Source organism: Acinetobacter guillouiae CIP 63.46, assembly GCF_000368145.1.
In the GTDB taxonomy this organism is placed as follows: Bacteria; Pseudomonadota; Gammaproteobacteria; order Pseudomonadales; family Moraxellaceae; genus Acinetobacter; species Acinetobacter guillouiae.
In genome coordinates this window covers 1,314,749-1,335,499 of record NZ_KB849283.1, presented here as the reverse complement: position 1 = coordinate 1,335,499, position 20,751 = coordinate 1,314,749, and the positions used below count along the sequence as shown (strand labels likewise).

The window sequence follows — 20,751 nt, the reverse complement described above, 5'->3', positions numbered from 1 at the left end:
AATGCATTTCGATTTTAAAATAACCCTGAAATTTAATAAATTTAATTTAAATCAGCAATTTAAGTCTGATGAAAGTGTTGTGGGATTATTTGGACATTCTGGTTCAGGTAAAACCAGCATTTTAAATGCGATAGCTGGCTTACATACGCCACAACAAGGCTGGATCAAAGTGAACCGAGATACTTGGTTTGATCATGAAACAAAAATAAATATCCCCACTCAAAAACGCCGTGTGGGGTTAGTCTTTCAAGATGCCCAATTATTCCCACATAAAAATGTTATGGGAAATTTAAAGTTTGGATATAACCGAATTGATGTTGAGCGACGCCAATTTGAGTTGGACTATATCATTGAATTATTAAAGCTAAGCCATCTACTTGATCGGATGCCAATACACCTCTCTGGAGGCGAAAAACAACGCGTGGCATTGGGGCGTGCGATTTTATATTCGCCGAATATTCTGCTATTAGATGAACCTTTATCTGCATTGGATGCAGAGCATAAAGCTGAAATTATTCCATTCTTTCAACAAATAAAGAATGAGATTAAAATTCCTATGTTATATGTGACTCATGATATTGAGGAAGTCAAACTGTTAACAGATACCATTTGGCACTTATCATGATTGTCGATTGGGTTTAATTTGAAAAGTTCATCTTATATTTTTTCTAGAACTAGAAGAAATAACGTCGCATGCTATGGAAGCCAGTTAGGTGTTTCAGCTGATCAAACATCATGCTAAAAAAATAAACGATAGAAAATAATACAAAATATACGTAAAAAGGTTCACAATATTCTAAATGAGTAAATGGAACTCCTTAAAAAAATACTCAAGCTCATTAGACGGAGGCTTTTGGTCGTTTAAAAATTACATACCTTAGAATATTCTTTAAAAAATTTAAAAATTACTTTGATTCATGGTTTTAATAGGTATTTAACTAAACCATATATGATAGGGCGTTACTGAACCCTTTCTGCTAGATAGTCGCTATGATCAACAATTAAGTAAATTTTAAATCAAACTTTTTTGCACCACTTTTTTCAAAACGATCTTCGAATTTATATTCATAATACCTTTAATTTTATTGAGTTTGTTGATGATAAATTGTGAAAAAGAATCTAGGTCTTTTGTTGCCACCCACAATACATAGTTGGATTCGCCAGTAATAATATAAACGTTGATTACTTCATCAAAATCCCTAATTTGAGTCATAAAGGTGTGATGATCTTCATCTGTAAGATGAGCCAACTTGATTTCAACCATTGCCTCTATTTTGATACCCAATTTTGCATAATTTATTTTCGCTTGGTATTTTTCAATAATTCCATTTGATTCCAAAATTTTTACTCTACGATGACATGCAGAAGCAGATAAGTGCACAAGATCAGCCAGATCTTGATTGCTTAAGCGTGCATCTTCTTGCAACAGTTTTAGAATTTTAAGATCAATAACATCTAAATCCATGATGGGATATCCTTCAAATATAATCCATTTAATTAGAATTATATATCAAAATATAAGAAAATGACTAGATACTATCGAATAAATCATATTTTCATCATGATAATATTTAACTAAATAAAGGACGATTTCCATAAGGAGAAAACATGATTACACGTGAACAATGTCAAGTTTGGGATAAAGAAGACCCACTAGCACAATTTAAAAACGAATTTTCACTTCCAACAAATGTTATTTATCTTGATGGTAATTCATTAGGTGCTCGACCCGCCAAATCATTAGATTTAGCACAACACGTTATTTCTCAAGAATGGGGCAATGACCTGATTAATAGCTGGAACACCGCAGATTGGTGGGGATTATCTACGCGTTTGGGAGATAAAGTTGCTGAATTAATTGGTGTAAATGCTGGTGAAACGGTTATTTCCGATTCAACGACATTAAACCTTTTTAAGGTCTTATCTTCAGCTGTGAAAATTCAAGCAGAAAAGGATGCTTCACGTAAAGTAATTATTGCTGAGAAGGATGCCTTTCCAACGGATATCTATATCATTGAAGGATTTTTGGATCTTATTCATCAAGGCTATCGTTTGGAATTAATTGAAAACGAAAATGACTTAAATGTACTCTTAAATCAAAACGATGTTGCTGTGGTGGTGCTTTCACATGTGAATTATCGTACTGGCTATTTGTATGACATGAACGAAATTAACCAAAAAATTCATGCTCAAGGTGCTTTGATTATTTGGGACCTTTGTCATTCTGTTGGTGCTGTTCCGATTGAATTAAATCAGACAGATAGTGATTTTGCGATTGGATGTACTTATAAATATTTAAATGGTGGCCCTGGCTCTCCAGCTTTACTTTGGGTTAATCCGAAGCATCACAATACGTTCTGGCAACCCTTATCTGGATGGTGGGGGCACAACAAACCTTTTGATATGGCTCAAAACTATGAACCAGCAGTAGGTATTCGTCGTTATTTATGTGGCACTCAAAGTATTATTTCAATGAGTCTCATTGAGTGTGGTTTAGATATTTTCCTCAATACCAGCATGGAGAAAATTCGAACAAAATCGCTAAAGCTGACAGATTTATTTATGGCTTTAGTCGAGCAAGAATGTACTGACTTTGGATTCGAAATGATTACCCCAGTTGTTCATAAACATCGTGGTAGTCATGTGAGTTATAAACATCAATTTGGTTATGAGATTATCCAAGCTTTAATTAAGCGCGGGGTAATAGGTGATTATCGAGAGCCTGAAGTATTGCGTTTTGGAATCACCCCTTTATATCTCAGTTTTGTTGATATTTGGGATGCTGTACAGCACCTAAAGCAAGTCATGATATTAGGTGAATGGGAGAACAGCGAATATCAAGTTCGCGGGCAAGTCACTTAATCTAAGTTGCTTTATAAACAAAAATACATTTACCCAGGAGGGGTTTATGAATAATTTTGATGAAATTCAAACTAGGGAATCGGGCCTACATAAAAAATTGACTGCAAAGCAAATGAGTATGATTGCCATTGGTGGTGCGATTGGTACTGGCTTATTTATGGGAAGTAAGTTTGCGATTAGTTATGCGGGTCCTGCAGTTATTGTCAGTTACGCTATTGGTGGATTAATCGCTTTTGCACTGATGGCATGTCTTGCAGAAATGACGGTTCAGCACCCGACCTCAGGATCTTTTGGAGCTTATGCAGAACACTATATTAGTCCATTAGCTGGGTTCTTAGTGCGTTATAGTTATTGGGCTTGTATGGTTCTTGCTGTTGGTACTGAAATTACCGCTGTCGCTGATTATATGAAAATGTGGTTTCCAGATGTTCATGCTTGGTTCTGGATCATGTTTTTCTCAGGGACTTTGCTCGCGGTTAATGCTTATAGTGTTAAAGCCTTTGGACTGGTTGAATATTGGTTCTCTACCATTAAGATTTTTGCCATTATTGTATTTATATTACTCGCAATTGGAATTCTCACGCAAAATACTGAGCAAAGCCATATCACGGCTCATTTAACTGATCATGGGGGATTTTTCCCAAATGGTTTTAGTGGGGTCTGGATTGGTGTCATTATTTCTATTTTTAGTTATCTTAGTATTGAAATGATTGCTGTGGCAGCAGGTGAAGCTGCTGATCCAGAAAAAGCGGTAAAATATGCGTTTAAGAGTACGGCTGTACGGTTGATTCTATTCTATTTACTGTCACTATTTTTAATTGTGACGCTAGTACCATGGACTGAATTGATTGGAAAAGATGCAACTAGTCCGTTTGTTACAGTCATGAGACTGGTCGGTATCCCATATGCGGACAGTATTTTAAACGCTATTGTTGTTGTGGCCGCACTTTCAGCGATGAACAGCATGCTCTACATTTCAACCCGTATGCTTTTTAGTTTATCACGTGCAGGAGATGCTCCAAAAATCTTTGGAAAAATCCGCAGCAATGGTGTGCCTATAAATGCATTAATGCTGTCTGCTATAGGGATTGGAGTTGCGAGTGTAGTTTATAGCATTAATCCAGAGTCAGCATTTCCTATCATGATTGCACTTTCCATGTTTGGTGCATTATTTACTTGGGGAAGTATTTTTGTAACACATATTTTTTTCCGAAAACATCTTGCAAGCCATCAAACGGTACTGAAATTTAAAATTCCAGCAAGTCGACTTATTTCTGTACTAGGTTTCGTCAGTATATTTAGCATTATGATTACAACTTGGTTTACCGACGAGTTTAAATCAACATTGCAGTTTGGTATTCCATTTTTAATGGTGTTATTAATAGTTTATTGGTTTAAAAAGAAAATTTCTTGAACGAATGGAATAATATTAAAACAATTCACTGTCTATTAAATCGTGGAATAGGTGATAAGGAATAGTCTTATAACAATGCAAGAGAGCATGTTAAACATCAAGCAATTTATTGAGGTCTAATGACATTAAGCTTTTATATAGGTGAGTAGCATAATGTTAGCTAGACCCAGTGAATAGGATGGGATCTATAAAATAGAATATAATGAGTGATTTTTCATTATTATTTAAATTTTATTCAAAATATCGTTGTAATTAACCTAAAAATTAGAAAGATTGTTCAAAAATGATTGTTAAAATTATGATGAGTAAAATGTAAAACCTTAAGTGAAGGACTCTCTTTCTGGCTGAGATTAATAGAAAACTAACGCTATTAACTCAATAGTTTTGCTTTGAAAATACCGTAATGGATGAAATTACAGAAAATGATGTGCTGTGATTTTTAAAGACTGTTTTATATAAAGGGAATTAATATGAAAAATTTAAAAAAATATTTGTGTGTTGCTATTTCAACTTGTTTTATTGGCCAATTGAGTTTTGCAGCAGATGAACAAGCTTTTAATCGTACTGATACACAATCAAAGAGTTTAAAGAGTGCGACACCGAGTTATTTGCAGCGTCAAGCTAAACGAGTTAGAGCGACTCCACCGCCACGCGATGGTATGTATCTTGTTATGTTGGGGACTAGAGCAGGACCTTTCCCAAGTCTAAGGGCTGCGACATCAACAGCACTGGTTGTAGATGGTCAAGTCTATGTTATTGATGCAGGATCAGGTTTGGTACAACGCTTTTATGAAAGTGGTCTGAATTTTGGCGATGTGCGTGGGATTTTTATTACACACTTGCACTCTGATCATGTGGATGATCTCTATCCATTTGTGAATGTTAACTTCCCTAACTGGAAATATGGCAAACAAGAAATTGCATTGGTTGGACCAGATCGTGCTGACTCGAATGGTAAATTAGGTGATGATGCTGGATTTGGTCATTTACCAAATACTAAATTAATCCATGCTGAGGACCCAACGCCAGGCATTAAAGAATTAATGCAGCTGCATTTTGCTGCGAATGCTTATGATATGAATAATGCAATTCACACAGTACGTCGTGCAGATGATCATCCACGAGATTTAACAGGAACAAATGGTCAAGGGATGTTAAATATTATGGCATTACCTGCACCTAAAAATGCCAGTCCTAGCAATATGTCACCTGTGATGAATCCGATACAGGTCTATCAAGATGATTATGTAAAAGTGACAGCAGCATTGGCTCAGCATCCACTGGTATATCCAGCTTGGTCTTATCGCTTCGATACTAAATATGGATCGGTCACATTTAGTGGTGATACTGCTCCAAATGAAAATTTACTTCGTTTGGGTAAAAATACCGATATTTTGATTAATGAAGTGATGGATGTAAATGCAGCCGTAGCAGTGTTTGCAGGTACACCTTTAGAAAAAACCATGACGACACAGATTTTAGATGGTCATACAGCGATTATTTCAGGAACAGATCCTCGTAATCGTAAAGCAACCTTAGGTGTGGGTGCATTTGCTACGAAAATGGGGGCTAAGGGATTGGTATTGAACCATATTTGGCCCGATAATGAAAAAATTAATAGTGAATATCTACAAACAACAGCAGGGCGTGAGTTTAAAGGTCCTGTCCATGCGAGTGAGGATCTTGATGTAATTAATATTGCTGAATTTATCCAGAATCAAGGGAATACTCATAAAAAATAGTTTTATGACGATATGCAATCTAAAACCGAATTGGTTATCCATTTCGGTTTTTTTGAAGAGAATAAACCAAGAGAAATTTGGTTTTTAATAACACATAAAATCGATGAGATAATCCTAAGGTCGTATTAATATATTTTTCTAAAATTTCTAATAAATGTGATATTAGGTTTAACTAATATGAACATTAATAAGAGATTATTGAATAAATTATTAAAAAACTATAGTAATATGAGTAATTATAAAATTTTGATACTTTGAGTATTTTGCCGTAAATGTGATCTTTAATATTATGATTGTTGATGTTCTGAATTGAGTAAGTAAAAAGTTTAAACAATTTTAATCATAATTTTCATATTACATTGAAATACACGGATAATATTTAATTGTTATAAATTTCATTATGGTTAGAAAGGATAGTCTAACGATTTAAATCTGAATGACAAGGATGTAGAAATGTTAAAAAGAACATTAAAAATTGTGTGTTCCACATGGGTAATACTAAATGCAACAACAGTATCTGCTGAAGTTGAGCTGATCCACCAAGATCAAATTTTTTCTGATCAAGATAGTTTTACAGTTAAAACACATGGGAGCATGCGCTTACAAGCTTTAAACTTTGATCAATATAATGCCAACAATCAAAGTCAAAAATATCGTAGAAATGGTTATAGTGCTGCGAGCCGTATGTATTTAGATCTTGATTATAAATTGGATGAAAATACACATTTAATTGCAGGGTATCAAAATTATTTTAATTTACCAAAAATCTTGGATTGGGATGGTCATTATGCTAAGAATGATGAAGAGTTCACAACGATTCAAGCATATGTGGGTATGGAAAATTCTCAATATGGCACATTAAAGTTTGGCAAAATGTATAGTATTTACCATGATGTCGTTGGAGTAAAAACAGATCTTTGGGATTACGATATGCTAGGTCAAGTTTCTACGTGGAGTCCTTTTTCATTTCATGATGGTACATTAGTTTCAAGTAAAACATTACGTTATGAAAAGAAAAATCAATATGTTGATTTTTATGCAGCGTATTTATTTGGAGATGAAACCTCACTGAACAACTTCCAATATAAGTTGAAATCAGGTGAAGAGATCGCAACCGATGTTCATTTGAGCAAAAATTTACATTGGGGAACTTCTTATAAACATAATCAAGTCAGTTTATCTGATTCACAAGATAATCATGATCTATCTCAACATGTAATCGCTACAGCTTTATATTATTTTGATGGTCAATGGATGTGGGGAGTGGGAGCAGGATGGTATAAAAACCTAGTGCCGAATAATCTTGCGCGCAATCAGCCAGCACCTTATGGCGTAGAACATTATTTGGATACTGAAGCTTATGGTATTGAATACTATGCAGGATATAAGTTTAAAGTGCAAAATTATGGTATTCAATCGATACAACCTTATGTTATGGGTGATCATATTAAATATACTCAAGGTGAGGATTTTTCAAGACGCGATTTGGGAGTAGGTATGGCATTGCGCTTTAATTATGGTATTGGTTTTGACTATGAACGATTATATACCAGTGATAGTAAAGCAACGCCTGATCTGCATTTATTTAGACTTCGTTATCAATGGTAATCATCAGTAGTTTTCTTGCATAAGTTTTTTTAAAGCATAAATCTATATTAAACCTATCATTCTAGCCTTCTTTAAAGTGGAGAAGGCACTTTGAATAGCAGTATGATTTTCTTAACATGCTTATTTTTTGATTTATTCAATAGAGGTCGAATTATTTTAAATAATTTTGATTATTAGATGTAAGCTTTAATAAATAATGATAAGTATTGCAGGTTATATTGAGTATCGCTACAAGTTAAGGTGAATTAGAGTCAATAGCCTCATAATTTTTCATTATGTTGAAGATAGCTTAAATAAACAATATAGATGATGGGAATTCTAGTTTTTTGGATATCTTAATATCTATGCTTATATTTTTAATCACAAGCTAAAGAAAATAATATTTTTTATGTTGTAGTCAGATTTTTAAACGCTGGAGACCTTTTGCAAGGGGACTTATTTTAGTAATAATTTCATACTCAAATAGTATATAAGTTCTCAATTAAATTTGTTATAAAGAAAGATACAAAATTGATTTTCTACATTGTTTATGGATAAACAGAGCTTAATATTTTAAGTAAAGGAATTGGCACGTAATTTGCCCCTTAACAAGTATTGAGCGTTAGCTAGGTGAAAAGAATATGTTATCACTAAGCCAAGAGATGGATCTAAATCACTATTCCCGTCAGGCAGAATTTGCACACAGTTTAATGTCCTCAATATGTGGGGAGCATCACTTAGATACATGCGGTCGAAATGTCTTGGATTTTCATTATGAAGGGATTCGATTACCCCACAAGCGTATGGCGATCGGTAAGATCAGCTATGGTGCAAATGTACTCATTAACACGTCTAATTTAAGGGCATATAGTATTAGCTTGCCGATTCAAGGTAAGCAGACTTTAGCAATCAATGGCACCAATTATATTTCCAGTGCTGATAAAGGCCTAATTTTATCTAATGCAGATTTACAAGATTTAGCGATTGATAAAGATTGTAAAAAATATCAAGTGGTTATTCCTGAAAAAAGTATGCAGAAGGTGTTAGGCGAATTACTACGTCGGTCTGTTGAAGAGCCCGTGGTTTTCAATCCTGAAATGAGTTTGAAGATTGATCAGGGTATCGGGATGTGGTGGCAAAATATTGATCATTTTTTGTTGCTTCGATCTCAATACAAAAGTATGCAGGGCTTACAACTTTGGTCAGAGGATTATGAAAATTTTCTGATTAAAGCTTTATTATTCTCGCAAGAAAATAATTATTCGAGCTTGTTAAGATCCTTATCTGATCAACAAGCGCCAGAATACTTACGTAAGGTGTGCGACTATATTCAGAAGTATGCCCACGAAGAGATTCGTGCAGAAGATTTGCTAAGATTAGCTGGCGTATCAAAGTCTAAATTATATGCTGAATTTCAGCAGTACTATGGAACAAGTCCTTTGACTTTTTTACGTAGATATCGTTTACAACAAGTCTATAAGACCTTAAGTACCTCTATGGATAAAAATATTTCCATTTCAAAATTAGCTTTTGATTGGGGATTTAATCACTTGGGCCGTTTTTCACATGAATATCGTGAAGAATTTGGAGAGAATCCAAGTGAAACTAAGAATCGAGTAAAAATATGATGCATAATCCATCGACAATTAAATTTACTCGTGCTGTTTGAGCTAGAGAGATGTGGAAATAAAATGAGAGTTTACGCTTTATCTGAAGATATTTATTTACATTATAATGACTTAAATACTTGGGAAATTAATATTAAAAATGAATACTTTGAAATCAATATTTTAAATCATGGCGTTATACTTTCATTGCTACCTTTTTTAGAGGTCGGCAGAGAAAAAATTATAGAAAAGATTGGAGACTTACAAAAATGGTTAGTATTTCCTGAAATTAAGTTAATTGAAGCTGGTTTCTTAATTGGGTCAGAATATTGGGTGGATCATTCATTAACTTGGCTTAAAGAAACCAATCCAATAAATTTTGATTTTTTTTCTGAATATTTGAATCAAGTATTTTCAAATAAAGTTAGATATAGTCAAAAAGTAAGACATAAAGCGAAAAAAATATTAAAAATGATTAACCATAAGAATTTCTAAATTCTTATCAAATTGCCCTCTATATTGATTAAATCATGATCTAACAAATCAACAACAACCTATACTCGCCATCCTTTTCAACGGGCGCTCGATGAACGCAAGGTAAAACCTGTTGGGTTGGATGATCTACTGCTAAGCGCCAAAGATATCCTGTGCCTAAATTTACAGATTCTGAGTTGGGTTTCGGCTGATAATGCAGATCAAAAAAATACTCTTGTAGAAAGGTTTCAAATTCCGTTTCAGGACCGTCATGTAATGCTTTAAGCTGTTCCCTGATTTCTGGGATCAAAATTTTTTGTTCCACTTGATCATTGGAGATGATGTCACTGGCAGCGCCATGATAGGTACATAAAAAAGTATCTGTTTCAATGGGCGAACGATCAACATGATACGAATATACATCTGTAGAAATGAAATCCAGATCTTGGTCCCGTTCATAATGTTTAAGTAAATTCAGTGAAGGCGAAGCGCCGAAATCAGTTAATAGTTGTATATCGCTTAAGATGATGTCCCTTGCCAGAATACCTTTTTCTGAAAGTTGTAGTGCTAAAAGATCTTCAGTGGAAACTTCGATAATATTTTCTTTTAATTCAAGTTTAGACACAATTTCTTTAAAATCACCCAGCAAATCTCTGTTCCAACAAATAGCATTTATCTCGCCTTGAAATGTCGTATTTACAAGTTCAGAAAAAGTCGTTACTACACGAACTTGATTGTTGTCAGAAAATGCAAGGTGCATATTAGAATTTAATAAATCAGAAACCATGTCTAATATATTCACTCAGCTTGGTAGAATCAGCTTTATAGAAGTTGGGACGAATCGCACAGAAGCGTGCATTACATGTAGCGTTGAACATAGCTTACTGAACAACAGGGTATTGTTGCAATGTATTGCTGAGAGAGATGGACTTTAACAATGAGTTCTATTGAGAACTTTTGCAAAATTGCAGATTTACTTATTTAACTATGGCTTATTGATGTGGTGAGCAAAATCTTGTTTAAGATAATGTTGTTCAGAATAGTAGATGACAAGATATTTATAAAAAGTGGCAATCAGCTTCTATCATAAGTCCTTATTAAAACCATAATTCAACATAAAAGCCCTCTCATCCTCGCCTCAGCCCAAAGGTAATTTCAATATCAAAACGATTCGCTCAATATGCTCATTTTTGATTTATGAAAAAGATCTAATGATTTCTAAAAAAATTTTTATGCATTGAATTTTCATCTTTCACAGTATTCCGCACTGATTGGATAATCCTCGCAGATTTTGGACAGACGTTAAATACCTTTCACAGACATGATAACGCTAACGGTTAGGTCTGGAGTGGATGAAATGTCAGGTCAATATATTGAAGTAAAAACCCAAACAGGGAAATCATTTGCTGGGTATTTGGCAATTGCAGAGGGCGGAAAAGGGCCTGGAATTGTACTGTGTCAGGAAATTTTTGGTGTGAATGCAGCAATGCGTATCAAGGCTGATTTTTTGGCTGAGGAAGGCTATACCGTATTGGTTCCAGATTTATTCTGGCGTACTGCACCCCGCATTGAACTGGGTTATACCGAGCAAGATTTTCAAAAAGCCTTCGAGCTTTATCAACACTATGATGAAGATCAAGGTGTCGAAGATATTCAAGATAGCTTGAATTTTCTCAAAACTTTGGAGAGTTGCGATGCCACTGCAGGCTTAGGTGTCGTGGGATATTGTCTGGGTGGAAAACTGGCGTATCTGGCAGGTTGTCGTATTCCTGAAGTGGCCTGTGCAGTGGGGTATTACGGGGTAGGAATCGAGAAGACACTCGATGAACTTGAAAATGCCCAAGGGCGAGTAGTTTTACATATTGCTGAATTAGACAAGTTTACACCGCCAGAGGCACGCCAAAAGATTCTGGATGCTGCCGCCCAATATAGCAATGTTCAGGCTTATGTCTATGAGGGTGTAGATCATGCCTTTGCCCGACCAAACAGCGAACATTATCACAAACCTTCCGCACGTTTTGCTCATGAACGCAGTATTACCGCACTGCATCAAAGTATCGGACCAGTCTATGATTTGGTTGCACTTTGGGAAGCGCATATCCGTTATGAATTTGATACACGCGATGTACCTGCCACTATGGCAACCATGGTGGCGCAACCCTATGTTAATCATATTCCAACATTGACAGGTGGTGTGGGATATAGCCAACTTGCCCGCTTTTATCAATATCACTTCGTTCATCAAAATCCAAAAGATATGAAGATCACGTCGATCTCACGCACCGTCGGCTCAACACAGGTGGTGGATGAATTCATTATGAGTTTTACCCATGACAGTGAAATTGACTGGTTACTGCCGGGCGTCGCGCCAACAGGAAAGTATGTTGAAATTCCAATGTTGGGTGTGATCCAGTTCCGTGGCCCAAAACTCTGCCATGAACATATCTACTGGGATCAGGCATCCGTTCTGGTTCAAATTGGATTACTCAATCCTAAAGGACTACCTGTTGCTGGTGTAGAAACTGCTCAAAAACTACTGGATGAAGATTTGCCATCCAATACCCTCATGCCGTCTTGGTCAAGCAGCGAAGGCAAATCGTTTTAACTATTAGGAGTGGAATATGGATATTCAATTGAATCAGAAAATCGCTGTGGTCAGTGGCGGCGCAACCCTGATTGGTCAGGCCGTAGTTCAAGCATTGGTCGATGCAGGTGCAAAAGTCATTATTCTGGATATTGACCAACAAGGACAGCAAGTGGCGGATGCCATGCACGGGCAGGCGCAATTTATTCAAACTGATTTAAGCAGTGATGTGGCGATTGTAAACGCAGTGAAAACAATTCACGACAGCTTTGGCAAAGTTGATTATTTGGTCAATCTGGCCTGTACCTATCTGGATGATGGCTTTAAATCCTCACGTGAAGACTGGTTACAAGCATTGAATATTAATCTGCTTTCAGCAGTCGAACTGACCCGTGCGTTTTATGAGGATTTAAAAACCAAGCATGGTGCGATTGTCAATTTCACCTCGATCTCCGCCAAATTTGCGCAAACAGGACGCTGGCTTTATCCCGTTTCAAAAGCAGCGATGCGACAACTCACCCAGTCCATGGCGATGGATTTTGCAGCAGATGGGGTACGAGTTAATTCAGTATCACCTGGTTGGACATGGTCACGGGTGATTGCCGAAGTCAGTGGCAATAACCGAAGCAAAGCTGATGCCGTAGCAGCTGACTACCATTTACTGGGACGTCTAGGTCATCCCGAAGAGGTGGCCAATGTGGTGCTGTTTTTACTCTCGCCAGCCGCAAGTTTTGTGACAGGCGCAGATTATGCCGTCGATGGTGGTTACTCCGTCATGGGGCCTGAAAGGAATCAACCAGCTATTCCACGTTTAGCCGATGAAGCGTGATAGCAAATCAAACATTTAAAACACTCAATGAATTAAAAAATATGGGAGAACCATGATGCGTCGTATCGCTATAGTAGGAGCGGGTCAATCTGGATTGCAGCTCGGTTTAGGATTATTAGACACAGGTTATGAGGTGACGATTGTCACCAACCGTACTGGTGATGAAATTCGTCAGGGTAAGGTCATGTCGAGTCAGTGTATGTTTCACACGGCCTTGCAAACAGAGCGTGATGTTGGACTTAATTTTTGGGAAGAGCAATGTCCAGCGGTTGAAGGGATTGGATTTACACTGGTCAACCCAGAAACAAAACAGCCTGCCTTTGCATGGAGTGCGCGATTGGAGCGTTATGCACAATCGGTAGATCAGCGCGTCAAGATGCCGTACTGGATGGAAATGTTTGAGCGTCATGGTGGTCAGTTGATTATTCAAGATGTTGGGATAGAGGAACTGGAACAGCTCACTGCTGAATATGAGCTGGTCTTACTGGCCGCAGGTAAGGGGGAAGTGGTTAAACAGTTTGAGCGTGATGAAGCGCGTAGTTGCTTTGATAAGCCACAACGCGCGCTTGCCTTGACCTATGTGACAGGTATGAAGCAGATGTCGCCGTATTCACGTGTGACTTTTAACGTGATTCCAGAAGTGGGTGAATATTTCTGTTTTCCTGCGCTTACAGTTACAGGTGCTTGTGAAATTATGGTGTTTGAAGGCATTCCCGGTGGTCCGATGGATTGCTGGCAAGATGCAAAAACACCAGAACAGCATTTGCAAATGAGTAAAGATATTTTAAACAAATATGTGCCTTGGGAAGCAGCACGTTGTGAAAATATTGAATTAACCGACGCTGGTGGCTATCTATCTGGACGTTTTCCACCGGGAGTGCGTAAACCGATATTAACCCTGCCATCTGGTCGTAAAGTTTTTGGTATGGCCGATGCGTTAGTGGTGAACGACCCAATCACTGGGCAAGGTTCAAACAATGCCGCCAAGTGTAGCAAAATTTATTTCGATGCCATTTTAGCGCATGACAATCAAACATTTACAGATGAATGGATGCAACAGACATTTGAACGTTATTGGGCATATGCCGAAAAAGTCGTGGCTTGGACCAACAGTTTATTGTTGCCACCACAACCGCACATGATTGAGCTTTTGGCGGCGGCTGAGCAGAACCATGCCATTGCTTCGAGTATTGCCAATAATTTTGATAATCCACGCAATTTTGCTCCATGGTGGTTTGATCCAGAACAGGCGCAACGTTTTATCGAATCGAAAAGCTGTCAAAAAGTGGCTTAACAGGGAAGCAAAGTTAAAGGTGAATGGTATGAATATCAACACATCGCAGGAACTGGATTTAAAACCGATTGATACGGAAAATCCAAGAGAAATCCGCAACCTGTTAGGGCAGTTTGCTACAGGGGTTACGGTGATTACAACCCGTGGACGAGATGGTCGAAAAATTGGGATGACAGCCAACTCGTTTTCTTCACTATCACTCGATCCGCCGCTGATTTTATGGAGTTTGTCAAAGACTGCACCAAGTTTATTGGATTTTACTGAGGCCGAATATTTTGCGATTCATATGCTGGCACAAGAACATCACTCACTTTCAGGGCATTTTGCCCGTGGTTCAGAGGATAAGTTTGCCAACATTGCACATCGTGAGTGTGAGCGCGGTTTACCGTTACTAGAAGATGTATTGGCAACATTGGTATGTAAAAACGTAAATCAATATGAAGGTGGGGATCATCTGATTTTTATTGGTCAGATTGAACATTATCAACATCGTATTGGTGAGCCTCTGGTGTTTCATGCGGGCAAGTATCGTATTGCTGCAGCGCATCCAGAACTGAGTATTTAACAGCAACAATCACGATCAATTTTGATCGTGATTTTTTCGGGGATCGAAAATGAAAAATAATGTGATCAAAAGAGGTTTTCTTGCTGGAACAGTGGTCTTAACAGCGGTTGCAGCACAGGCATATGACTTGCCGACAGTGAATCTGGGCATGACCAGTTTTCTGGATGGTGGACTGCCTGCTGGGCCGGGGTGGTATTCTCAAACGTATCTGCAAAATTATGATTCGAACAAGTTAAAAGACAATCAAGCTCATCGGTTAGCTTTACCCAAGACCGACTTAAATTATCAAGTCATTGTTGAACAAGTTAGTTATCTGTCCGATGTGCGTGTAGGTGAACACGCATCGTTAGGATTGAATGTGCTGATTCCATTTGTCAGTAAAATGGATATGGATGATGGTTTAAATAATGCCGCGATTAAAGCCCAAGGGGGTTTTGGTGATCTGATGATTGGGCCATTTATCCAGTTTGACCCAGTCATGGGCAAAGATGGGCCCAAATTCGTACAACGTTTTGAATTTCAGGTCAATTTACCGACAGGGAAATATGATCAGAATAAAAATATTAATCCGGGCAATAATGCCGTCTCATTTGATCCATACTGGGCAGCAACTTATTGGTTTAATCCAAAGTGGACGGTTTCTACACGTCTGCACTATTTGTACAATTTTAAAAATGATGATCCAAATTATAGCTTCGGTCTTGCAGATGATATTCAGGCAGGGCAAGCGATCCATGCCAATTTTGCAACCGACTATGCGCTTACACCACAATTACGCTTAGGGATCAATGGTTACTGGCTCAAGCAAATTACTGACACGGAAGTAGAGGGTGAAAAATTAACAGGCACACGTGAACAAGTGTGGGCGATTGGACCGGGGGCGATGTATAGCTTTTCTAAACATGATCATATCGTGACAAATGCCTATTTTGAACAGGATGCAAAAAATCGTCCTGAAGGAACTCGTTTGCAATTACGCTATATTCATCACTTCTGATTTGAAACGCTATGGCAACATACTGACAGATATACTTGACCTATTTAGATACGTCTAAATAGGTTTTTTAATTATTTATAATGAATAAAAGCTCTAACTAAATCTCATCGGTTGTTTAAGAATATGGCTTAAACCTAAGATCTTGCTGTTCAAGGGTGCTACGGCGTGTACAAGAGGGTAATTCACCATAACGACGTTTATATTCCTGAGAAAAACGTCCAAGATGACTAAAGCCCCATTTAAACGCGACATCTGTGACTGAGACATGCTCATTTTGTAGGAGTTCCATATGCGCTTGTTCAAAACGCAACTCTTTTAAATATGACATTGGAGTAGTGTTTAAAAAGCTTTTAAATCCTGCAAATAATGTACGTACGCTTACGCCTGCCTGTTCAGCCAATTGTTCAATGGTTAAATTTGCGTGTAGATTTTCACGCATATAGGCTTCGGTACGTTTGACAAAATAAGGTGAAATGGCTTTTTCTCTGTACTGATCGATTTGATGCAATAAGCTGTTGGCTTGGCCGTAAATCAGGGCATTAAATAGACTGGATTCAAACTGCTTAAATGCCATTGGGTGATGCAAAGGATGCTGTTCACAAGCAAGCGCATCCATCAATGTACGCATCAATTGGAAAAAATAAGCACCACCTTGGGTAGAAAGATCAAGCTTGGGTTCAAAAATAGGAGGGTGCTGCTGTGCGTCTGGAAGATGCTGGCGGCAGTGCTGTAAAAGGTCATCTTTATCAATTTTGAGAATCAGCTGTGGGGAGTTGGCATGCCAGCGCATTTTTAGCGATTGTTCGGGTGAAATTAGAGAGGCAACTTGCGGATAAGAAATAAATTTTTGTTGATTCATTTCAATTTCTGCATATCCCTGTGTTGGGATTTGAATCAGATAAAATTTTTCTAAATGGTCAGGTTCAATATAGACATCGGCACTGTATTCAAGACGACTGATGGATAATCGTCCTGCTTTAAGATGGTGCATGGATGAGTGAAAATCGTTTTGTTGTTGTACGATTTTTAATAGATGCGGTTTGAAGATTTGCCCAACACTTTTGCAGGTTTCGCCCAAGTCTTGATGCTGAAAGACTAAGTTTTGCGATGAAAAAATGGGGCATTGTTGTAAATGACGTCCATTGAATTCCATAGTAGGATCGACCTGACTCATAAATATTCCTTTTGGCTGGCTTGTTTATTACAGCTAATCTTTATGTCACATGATGACCTGATTAAAACTGCATTAAACAATACTTAAAACTTTAAGTGGCTGGCAGTGATATAAAGAGTTAAGCAAAAAATAGACCAAGTAAAATACCTCGATACAACATATTTTTAGTCTAGTTTGGCGTGATCAAATCAAAAAAAAACGTCATAGTATTTTTTAAAAAATAAAGGATAGCGTTGATCATGCTTTGTACTCTTTATATGATCCTATTCCTTAAGATCTATCTCTATGTATAGCAAATCTGACTAAAATGATCAATTTATTTTTGGTTGTTTTTATTGGTTTAACTTATTGAATAATATAATTATATTAAAAATACTCATATTATTTTAAATATCAGGATATCACAAACTGAAATAATCAGGCCACGTAGAAAAAATATCCAAATTCAATCAATAAATCATCATATGATTTCGCTATTTAATAAGTTTTGTTGCTCAATTAAGATTTGAATCATCTTGAGCTTAATCCTGCTGTGAGTTGGTGTCATATCTTAAGATATGACACGCATTTTGTTGTTAAAACTAAGTTCTTACCGTATTGCTCTGTAAGAATTTCTCACTGTAAATAGAACAATCTTCGATAGACTGCTCATCTAGCCAAGATTTGACGGCTTCGATCATCGGTGGCGGGCCACATAAGTACATATCGAAGCGTTGTTGTTGAAGTTGTTGTTTATCCAGATGTTGATGGATATAGCCTGATTTTCCTTGCCATAGTTCTGAGGCGCTTGAAATGATCGGATGATAACTAAAGTCTTTGATCTTTTCTGCATAGGCGATCAAACGCTTTTGTTCACATAGATCGGCTTCTGTATTGACACCATAATAGAGTTGCACTGAGGGTTGATTTGGTTGATCGGCAATATTATCGAGCATACCTAAAAAAGCCGATAAACCTGTACCACCTGCAATAAAGATCAGAGGGCGTTCAGCTTCACGTAGATAAAAACTCCCTAAAGGCGCTTCCATCATCAGGCTTTGTCCGATCTGACAACGTTCTCTGAGATAATTACTCATTACACCATCTGGCAGCAGACGAATTAAAAACTGAAGTTGATTATTGGCATTGGGACGATTGGCAAATGAATAAGAACGCCAATCGTCAGTCTCTGGAATTTGTAAACGTGCATATTGACCTGGTAAAAAATTCAGTTCCTTGTCAAAACTACTGGCATCCAGATGCAAGATCGCGGTGGTTTCTGAAACCAATTCAACAGCAGTAACTACCGTGGTGATTTTTAAAGCCTCACCCGCATTACAGATTTCGGAACTATGATCGAAATAAAAAGCGGCATTAGACTTAACCCGTGTCTGGCAAGCCAGCATTTTACGTTCAGCCAAATCACGTTCGCTTAATGCATCTTCATCAACATATTCTTGTTCATAAATACCCGTTTCACATTTCCCCTGACAGGTTCCACAAACACCTTCACGGCAATCGAGCGGGAGGTGGATTCCTTGACGAACCGCTGCGTCCAACAGCAATTCGTCTTCCTGTACTGCGATAAAAAATGTTCTACCATCGGCAAAGTTGAGTGCAACAGAATGACTCATTGTATTTCTCCTTAGACGTGATAGAAATCGAGAACCGAATCTATCTTGTCATTAAGCAATACGCTGTGTTGACGACGAATACGGAAGCTATCTTCAGTTGGGCGGAGTAAATAAGTGGCATGACCATAAAAGCACCCTTCAAGGCCCTGACGATTATAAAGCGTGCGCCAGCTTACCTTTGCCTCAACCAAACCATCTTCTTGAGTCTTTACTTGTACATTGTGAATATTATGTTGAGTGCGCGGTAAAGGCGTTGCAGAAGCCGCTTTTCCAGTGCGGATACGGAACACACGATCTTCAAGTCCTGAACGATCGGGGTAATAAATATAGGACAAGCCTTGATTGGGATCTTCAACGTAGTGATGGTCATCAATCCATTGTGGGATATGATATTCGCTGTCTTCATCATAGAGTTCGAGATAAGCATCCCAATCATAGCGATCACATAGTTCCGCCTTTTTATAAAGGAATTGAGACACTGCAAAATGAAGTTCTAGAGACATGGTTACACCTCATCCGTAACAGATTGATTTAAAAAAGTGACTTCTTGCATCTTAAGTGCTTTTTTATTGAGTTCATTGAGGAGCAGGCGTTGCCAGTGACCATGCTGGTTGACATATAGCCCTTCATGAGTAAATTCACGCCCTGTGATCACGGGTTCAATACCAAGATCTTGTGAATTTTGTGATGGGCCATAATTCCATTGATGATAACCGCGTGAGATATCACTCCAGCGTTCTAAACGGCCCTGAAAGCCTTTTTGTTGTTCGCGGAATTCCACCAGATCATCTGGTGTACCCAATCCTGATACATTGAAAAAGTCTTCAAACTGACGAATACGGTTACGACGTGCCTCCGCTGATTCACCTTTGACACCAATACATTGGCTGATGACTTCGGTTTTATTCCATGCCACAGGCCGGACAATACGCAGTTGTGAACTGATCTGATCCATAAAGAACAGGCTTGGATAAAGGTTGAGGTTACGTAAACGGTGCATGGCCCATTTAGCACGCTTTTCCCCAAACCTTTCCAGCAGATAAGGCATCACCACATCATAACCAGGACGTACCGCTGGATTTGGCATATCACTAAACAGCACACTATGTCCATTTTTAAAGCTAAACCAACCATCATCCGTTTCGGCATCACCCGCACCTAATTTACTATAATCAAGTGTGTCAAGTTCACTGCCATTGGCTGCGTTAACTTGCTGGCGATGTTGAACGGTGGAAACATAGTTATAATGCACGGTACTAACGTGATAGCCATCCAGACCATTTTCATTTTGTAGTTTCCAGTTGCCTGCAAAAGTATAAGCAGATTTACCTTGTAATACTTCAAGCTCACCCGTTGGTGATTGATCAACCATCAAGTCAAGAAACACTTTAGTATCACCTAAAAAGTCTTCCAGTGAATCTGTAGCCTGAGTATCCAGACTGACAAAAACAAATCCACGATAGCTGGCAATACGGCCTTGTTTTAAACCACGGCTAGATTTATCAAAATCTTCACAATATTCATTTGGCGCTTTGACCTTAACCAAACGCCCATCCGACTTATAACACCAAGCATGAAACGGGCAGGTGAATACAGACTGATTGCCTTTGGCCACACGGGTCAAGGTTGCACCACGATGCTCACAGGCATTGACCATGGCATGTAGTTCGCCTTTACCATCACGGCTGATAATGATCGGTTGTCGGCCAATCTGTACTGTAATGAAATCATTGTTATTGGCAATTTCACTTTCATGGCAAGCGTAAATCCAGACCTTTTCAAAAATGAGTTCCATTTCGAGATCAAATAGTTCTGGTTCGGTAAACATATCGCGAGCAATTCGATAAACACCATCATTTGGTCGAAAATCGATACAGCTGTGTACAAAATTTTGCCATTCGGCGAGGTTACGTGCAGTCATGGGCTCTTCCTCTATCCAATCAGTCCTTTGTTTGATTGAACCGCGATTTAAAGAAAGGCTCTATCCAGATTTTCCATGTGTTTATCCA

Annotated in this window: 18 protein-coding genes; 12 read left to right on the top strand and 6 right to left on the bottom strand. The window is 37.9% G+C overall.

The window, feature by feature from the left end:
• Position 1 precedes the first annotated feature (1 nt).
• Entirely contained in the window at positions 2–625 is a 624-nt protein-coding gene (locus tag F981_RS11375; RefSeq protein ID WP_004721651.1) for a molybdenum ABC transporter ATP-binding protein, read from the top strand.
• 387 nt (positions 626–1,012) lie between these two features.
• On the opposite strand, the gene gigD is transcribed toward F981_RS11375, so the two are convergent.
• On the bottom strand, positions 1,013–1,465 hold the full coding sequence (gene gigD / locus F981_RS11370; RefSeq protein WP_004721649.1) for an Lrp/AsnC family transcriptional regulator GigD: 453 nt from the start codon (positions 1,463–1,465) through the stop codon (positions 1,013–1,015).
• 143 nt (positions 1,466–1,608) lie between these two features.
• On the opposite strand from gigD, the gene kynU reads away from it, so the two are divergent.
• The 6 genes from kynU to F981_RS11340 all read left to right on the top strand — a co-directional run bounded on the left by kynU (position 1,609) and on the right by F981_RS11340 (position 9,707).
• Entirely contained in the window at positions 1,609–2,862 is a 1,254-nt protein-coding gene (kynU, locus tag F981_RS11365; RefSeq protein ID WP_004721647.1) for a kynureninase, read from the top strand.
• Positions 2,863–2,908: 46 nt separating this feature from the next.
• Complete coding sequence (locus F981_RS11360) at positions 2,909–4,276, top strand: amino acid permease (protein WP_004721645.1); 1,368 nt, start codon at positions 2,909–2,911, stop codon at positions 4,274–4,276.
• A gap of 470 nt (positions 4,277–4,746) precedes the next feature.
• On the top strand, positions 4,747–6,018 hold the full coding sequence (locus F981_RS11355) for an MBL fold metallo-hydrolase (RefSeq protein ID WP_004721642.1): 1,272 nt from the start codon (positions 4,747–4,749) through the stop codon (positions 6,016–6,018).
• Between the two features lie 453 nt (positions 6,019–6,471).
• A complete protein-coding gene (locus F981_RS11350) occupies positions 6,472–7,626 on the top strand; it encodes a porin (protein WP_004721640.1) in 1,155 nt (384 codons plus the stop codon).
• A 620-nt stretch (positions 7,627–8,246) separates the two neighbouring features.
• Positions 8,247–9,233: an AraC family transcriptional regulator gene (locus F981_RS11345; RefSeq protein WP_004721639.1), complete on the top strand. Its 987-nt coding sequence runs from the start codon at positions 8,247–8,249 to the stop codon at positions 9,231–9,233.
• 63 nt (positions 9,234–9,296) lie between these two features.
• Positions 9,297–9,707 carry a hypothetical protein gene (locus tag F981_RS11340; RefSeq protein WP_004721636.1) on the top strand — a complete coding sequence of 137 codons (411 nt, stop codon included), beginning with the start codon at positions 9,297–9,299 and terminating at the stop codon, positions 9,705–9,707.
• 40 nt (positions 9,708–9,747) lie between these two features.
• Here the strand turns inward: F981_RS11340 and F981_RS11335 are convergent, their stop codons facing one another.
• Positions 9,748–10,446 (bottom strand): DUF1826 domain-containing protein, encoded by a 699-nt coding sequence (locus tag F981_RS11335; protein ID WP_035371563.1) that lies wholly within the window; start codon positions 10,444–10,446, stop codon positions 9,748–9,750.
• A 597-nt stretch (positions 10,447–11,043) separates the two neighbouring features.
• Between F981_RS11335 and F981_RS11330 the strand changes: the two genes are divergently transcribed.
• The 5 genes from F981_RS11330 to F981_RS11310 are packed head-to-tail and all read left to right on the top strand — an operon-like array spanning position 11,044 to position 15,955.
• Positions 11,044–12,291: a dienelactone hydrolase family protein gene (locus tag F981_RS11330; protein WP_004721631.1), complete on the top strand. Its 1,248-nt coding sequence runs from the start codon at positions 11,044–11,046 to the stop codon at positions 12,289–12,291.
• Between the two features lie 16 nt (positions 12,292–12,307).
• Positions 12,308–13,099, top strand: coding sequence for an SDR family oxidoreductase (locus F981_RS11325; RefSeq protein WP_004721628.1), 792 nt, complete (start codon positions 12,308–12,310; stop codon positions 13,097–13,099).
• A 55-nt stretch (positions 13,100–13,154) separates the two neighbouring features.
• On the top strand, positions 13,155–14,393 hold the full coding sequence (locus F981_RS11320) for a styrene monooxygenase/indole monooxygenase family protein (protein ID WP_004721626.1): 1,239 nt from the start codon (positions 13,155–13,157) through the stop codon (positions 14,391–14,393).
• 28 nt (positions 14,394–14,421) lie between these two features.
• On the top strand, positions 14,422–14,958 hold the full coding sequence (locus F981_RS11315) for a flavin reductase family protein (RefSeq protein ID WP_004721623.1): 537 nt from the start codon (positions 14,422–14,424) through the stop codon (positions 14,956–14,958).
• A gap of 49 nt (positions 14,959–15,007) precedes the next feature.
• The gene (locus F981_RS11310) at positions 15,008–15,955 is read left to right on the top strand and encodes a SphA family protein (protein WP_004721622.1); all 948 of its coding nucleotides are present in this window, start codon (positions 15,008–15,010) and stop codon (positions 15,953–15,955) included.
• Positions 15,956–16,070: 115 nt separating this feature from the next.
• Here the strand turns inward: F981_RS11310 and F981_RS11305 are convergent, their stop codons facing one another.
• From F981_RS11305 to antA, 4 genes are all read right to left on the bottom strand, one after another.
• A complete protein-coding gene (locus tag F981_RS11305) occupies positions 16,071–17,129 on the bottom strand; it encodes an AraC family transcriptional regulator (RefSeq protein ID WP_004721620.1) in 1,059 nt (352 codons plus the stop codon).
• Positions 17,130–17,710: 581 nt separating this feature from the next.
• Positions 17,711–18,742 (bottom strand): anthranilate 1,2-dioxygenase electron transfer component AntC, encoded by a 1,032-nt coding sequence (gene antC / locus F981_RS11300; protein ID WP_004721619.1) that lies wholly within the window; start codon positions 18,740–18,742, stop codon positions 17,711–17,713.
• An 11-nt stretch (positions 18,743–18,753) separates the two neighbouring features.
• Entirely contained in the window at positions 18,754–19,245 is a 492-nt protein-coding gene (gene antB, locus F981_RS11295; RefSeq protein ID WP_004721618.1) for an anthranilate 1,2-dioxygenase small subunit, read from the bottom strand.
• Positions 19,246–19,247: 2 nt separating this feature from the next.
• Positions 19,248–20,663 (bottom strand): anthranilate 1,2-dioxygenase large subunit, encoded by a 1,416-nt coding sequence (antA, locus tag F981_RS11290; RefSeq protein ID WP_004721617.1) that lies wholly within the window; start codon positions 20,661–20,663, stop codon positions 19,248–19,250.
• Positions 20,664–20,751 lie beyond the last annotated feature (88 nt).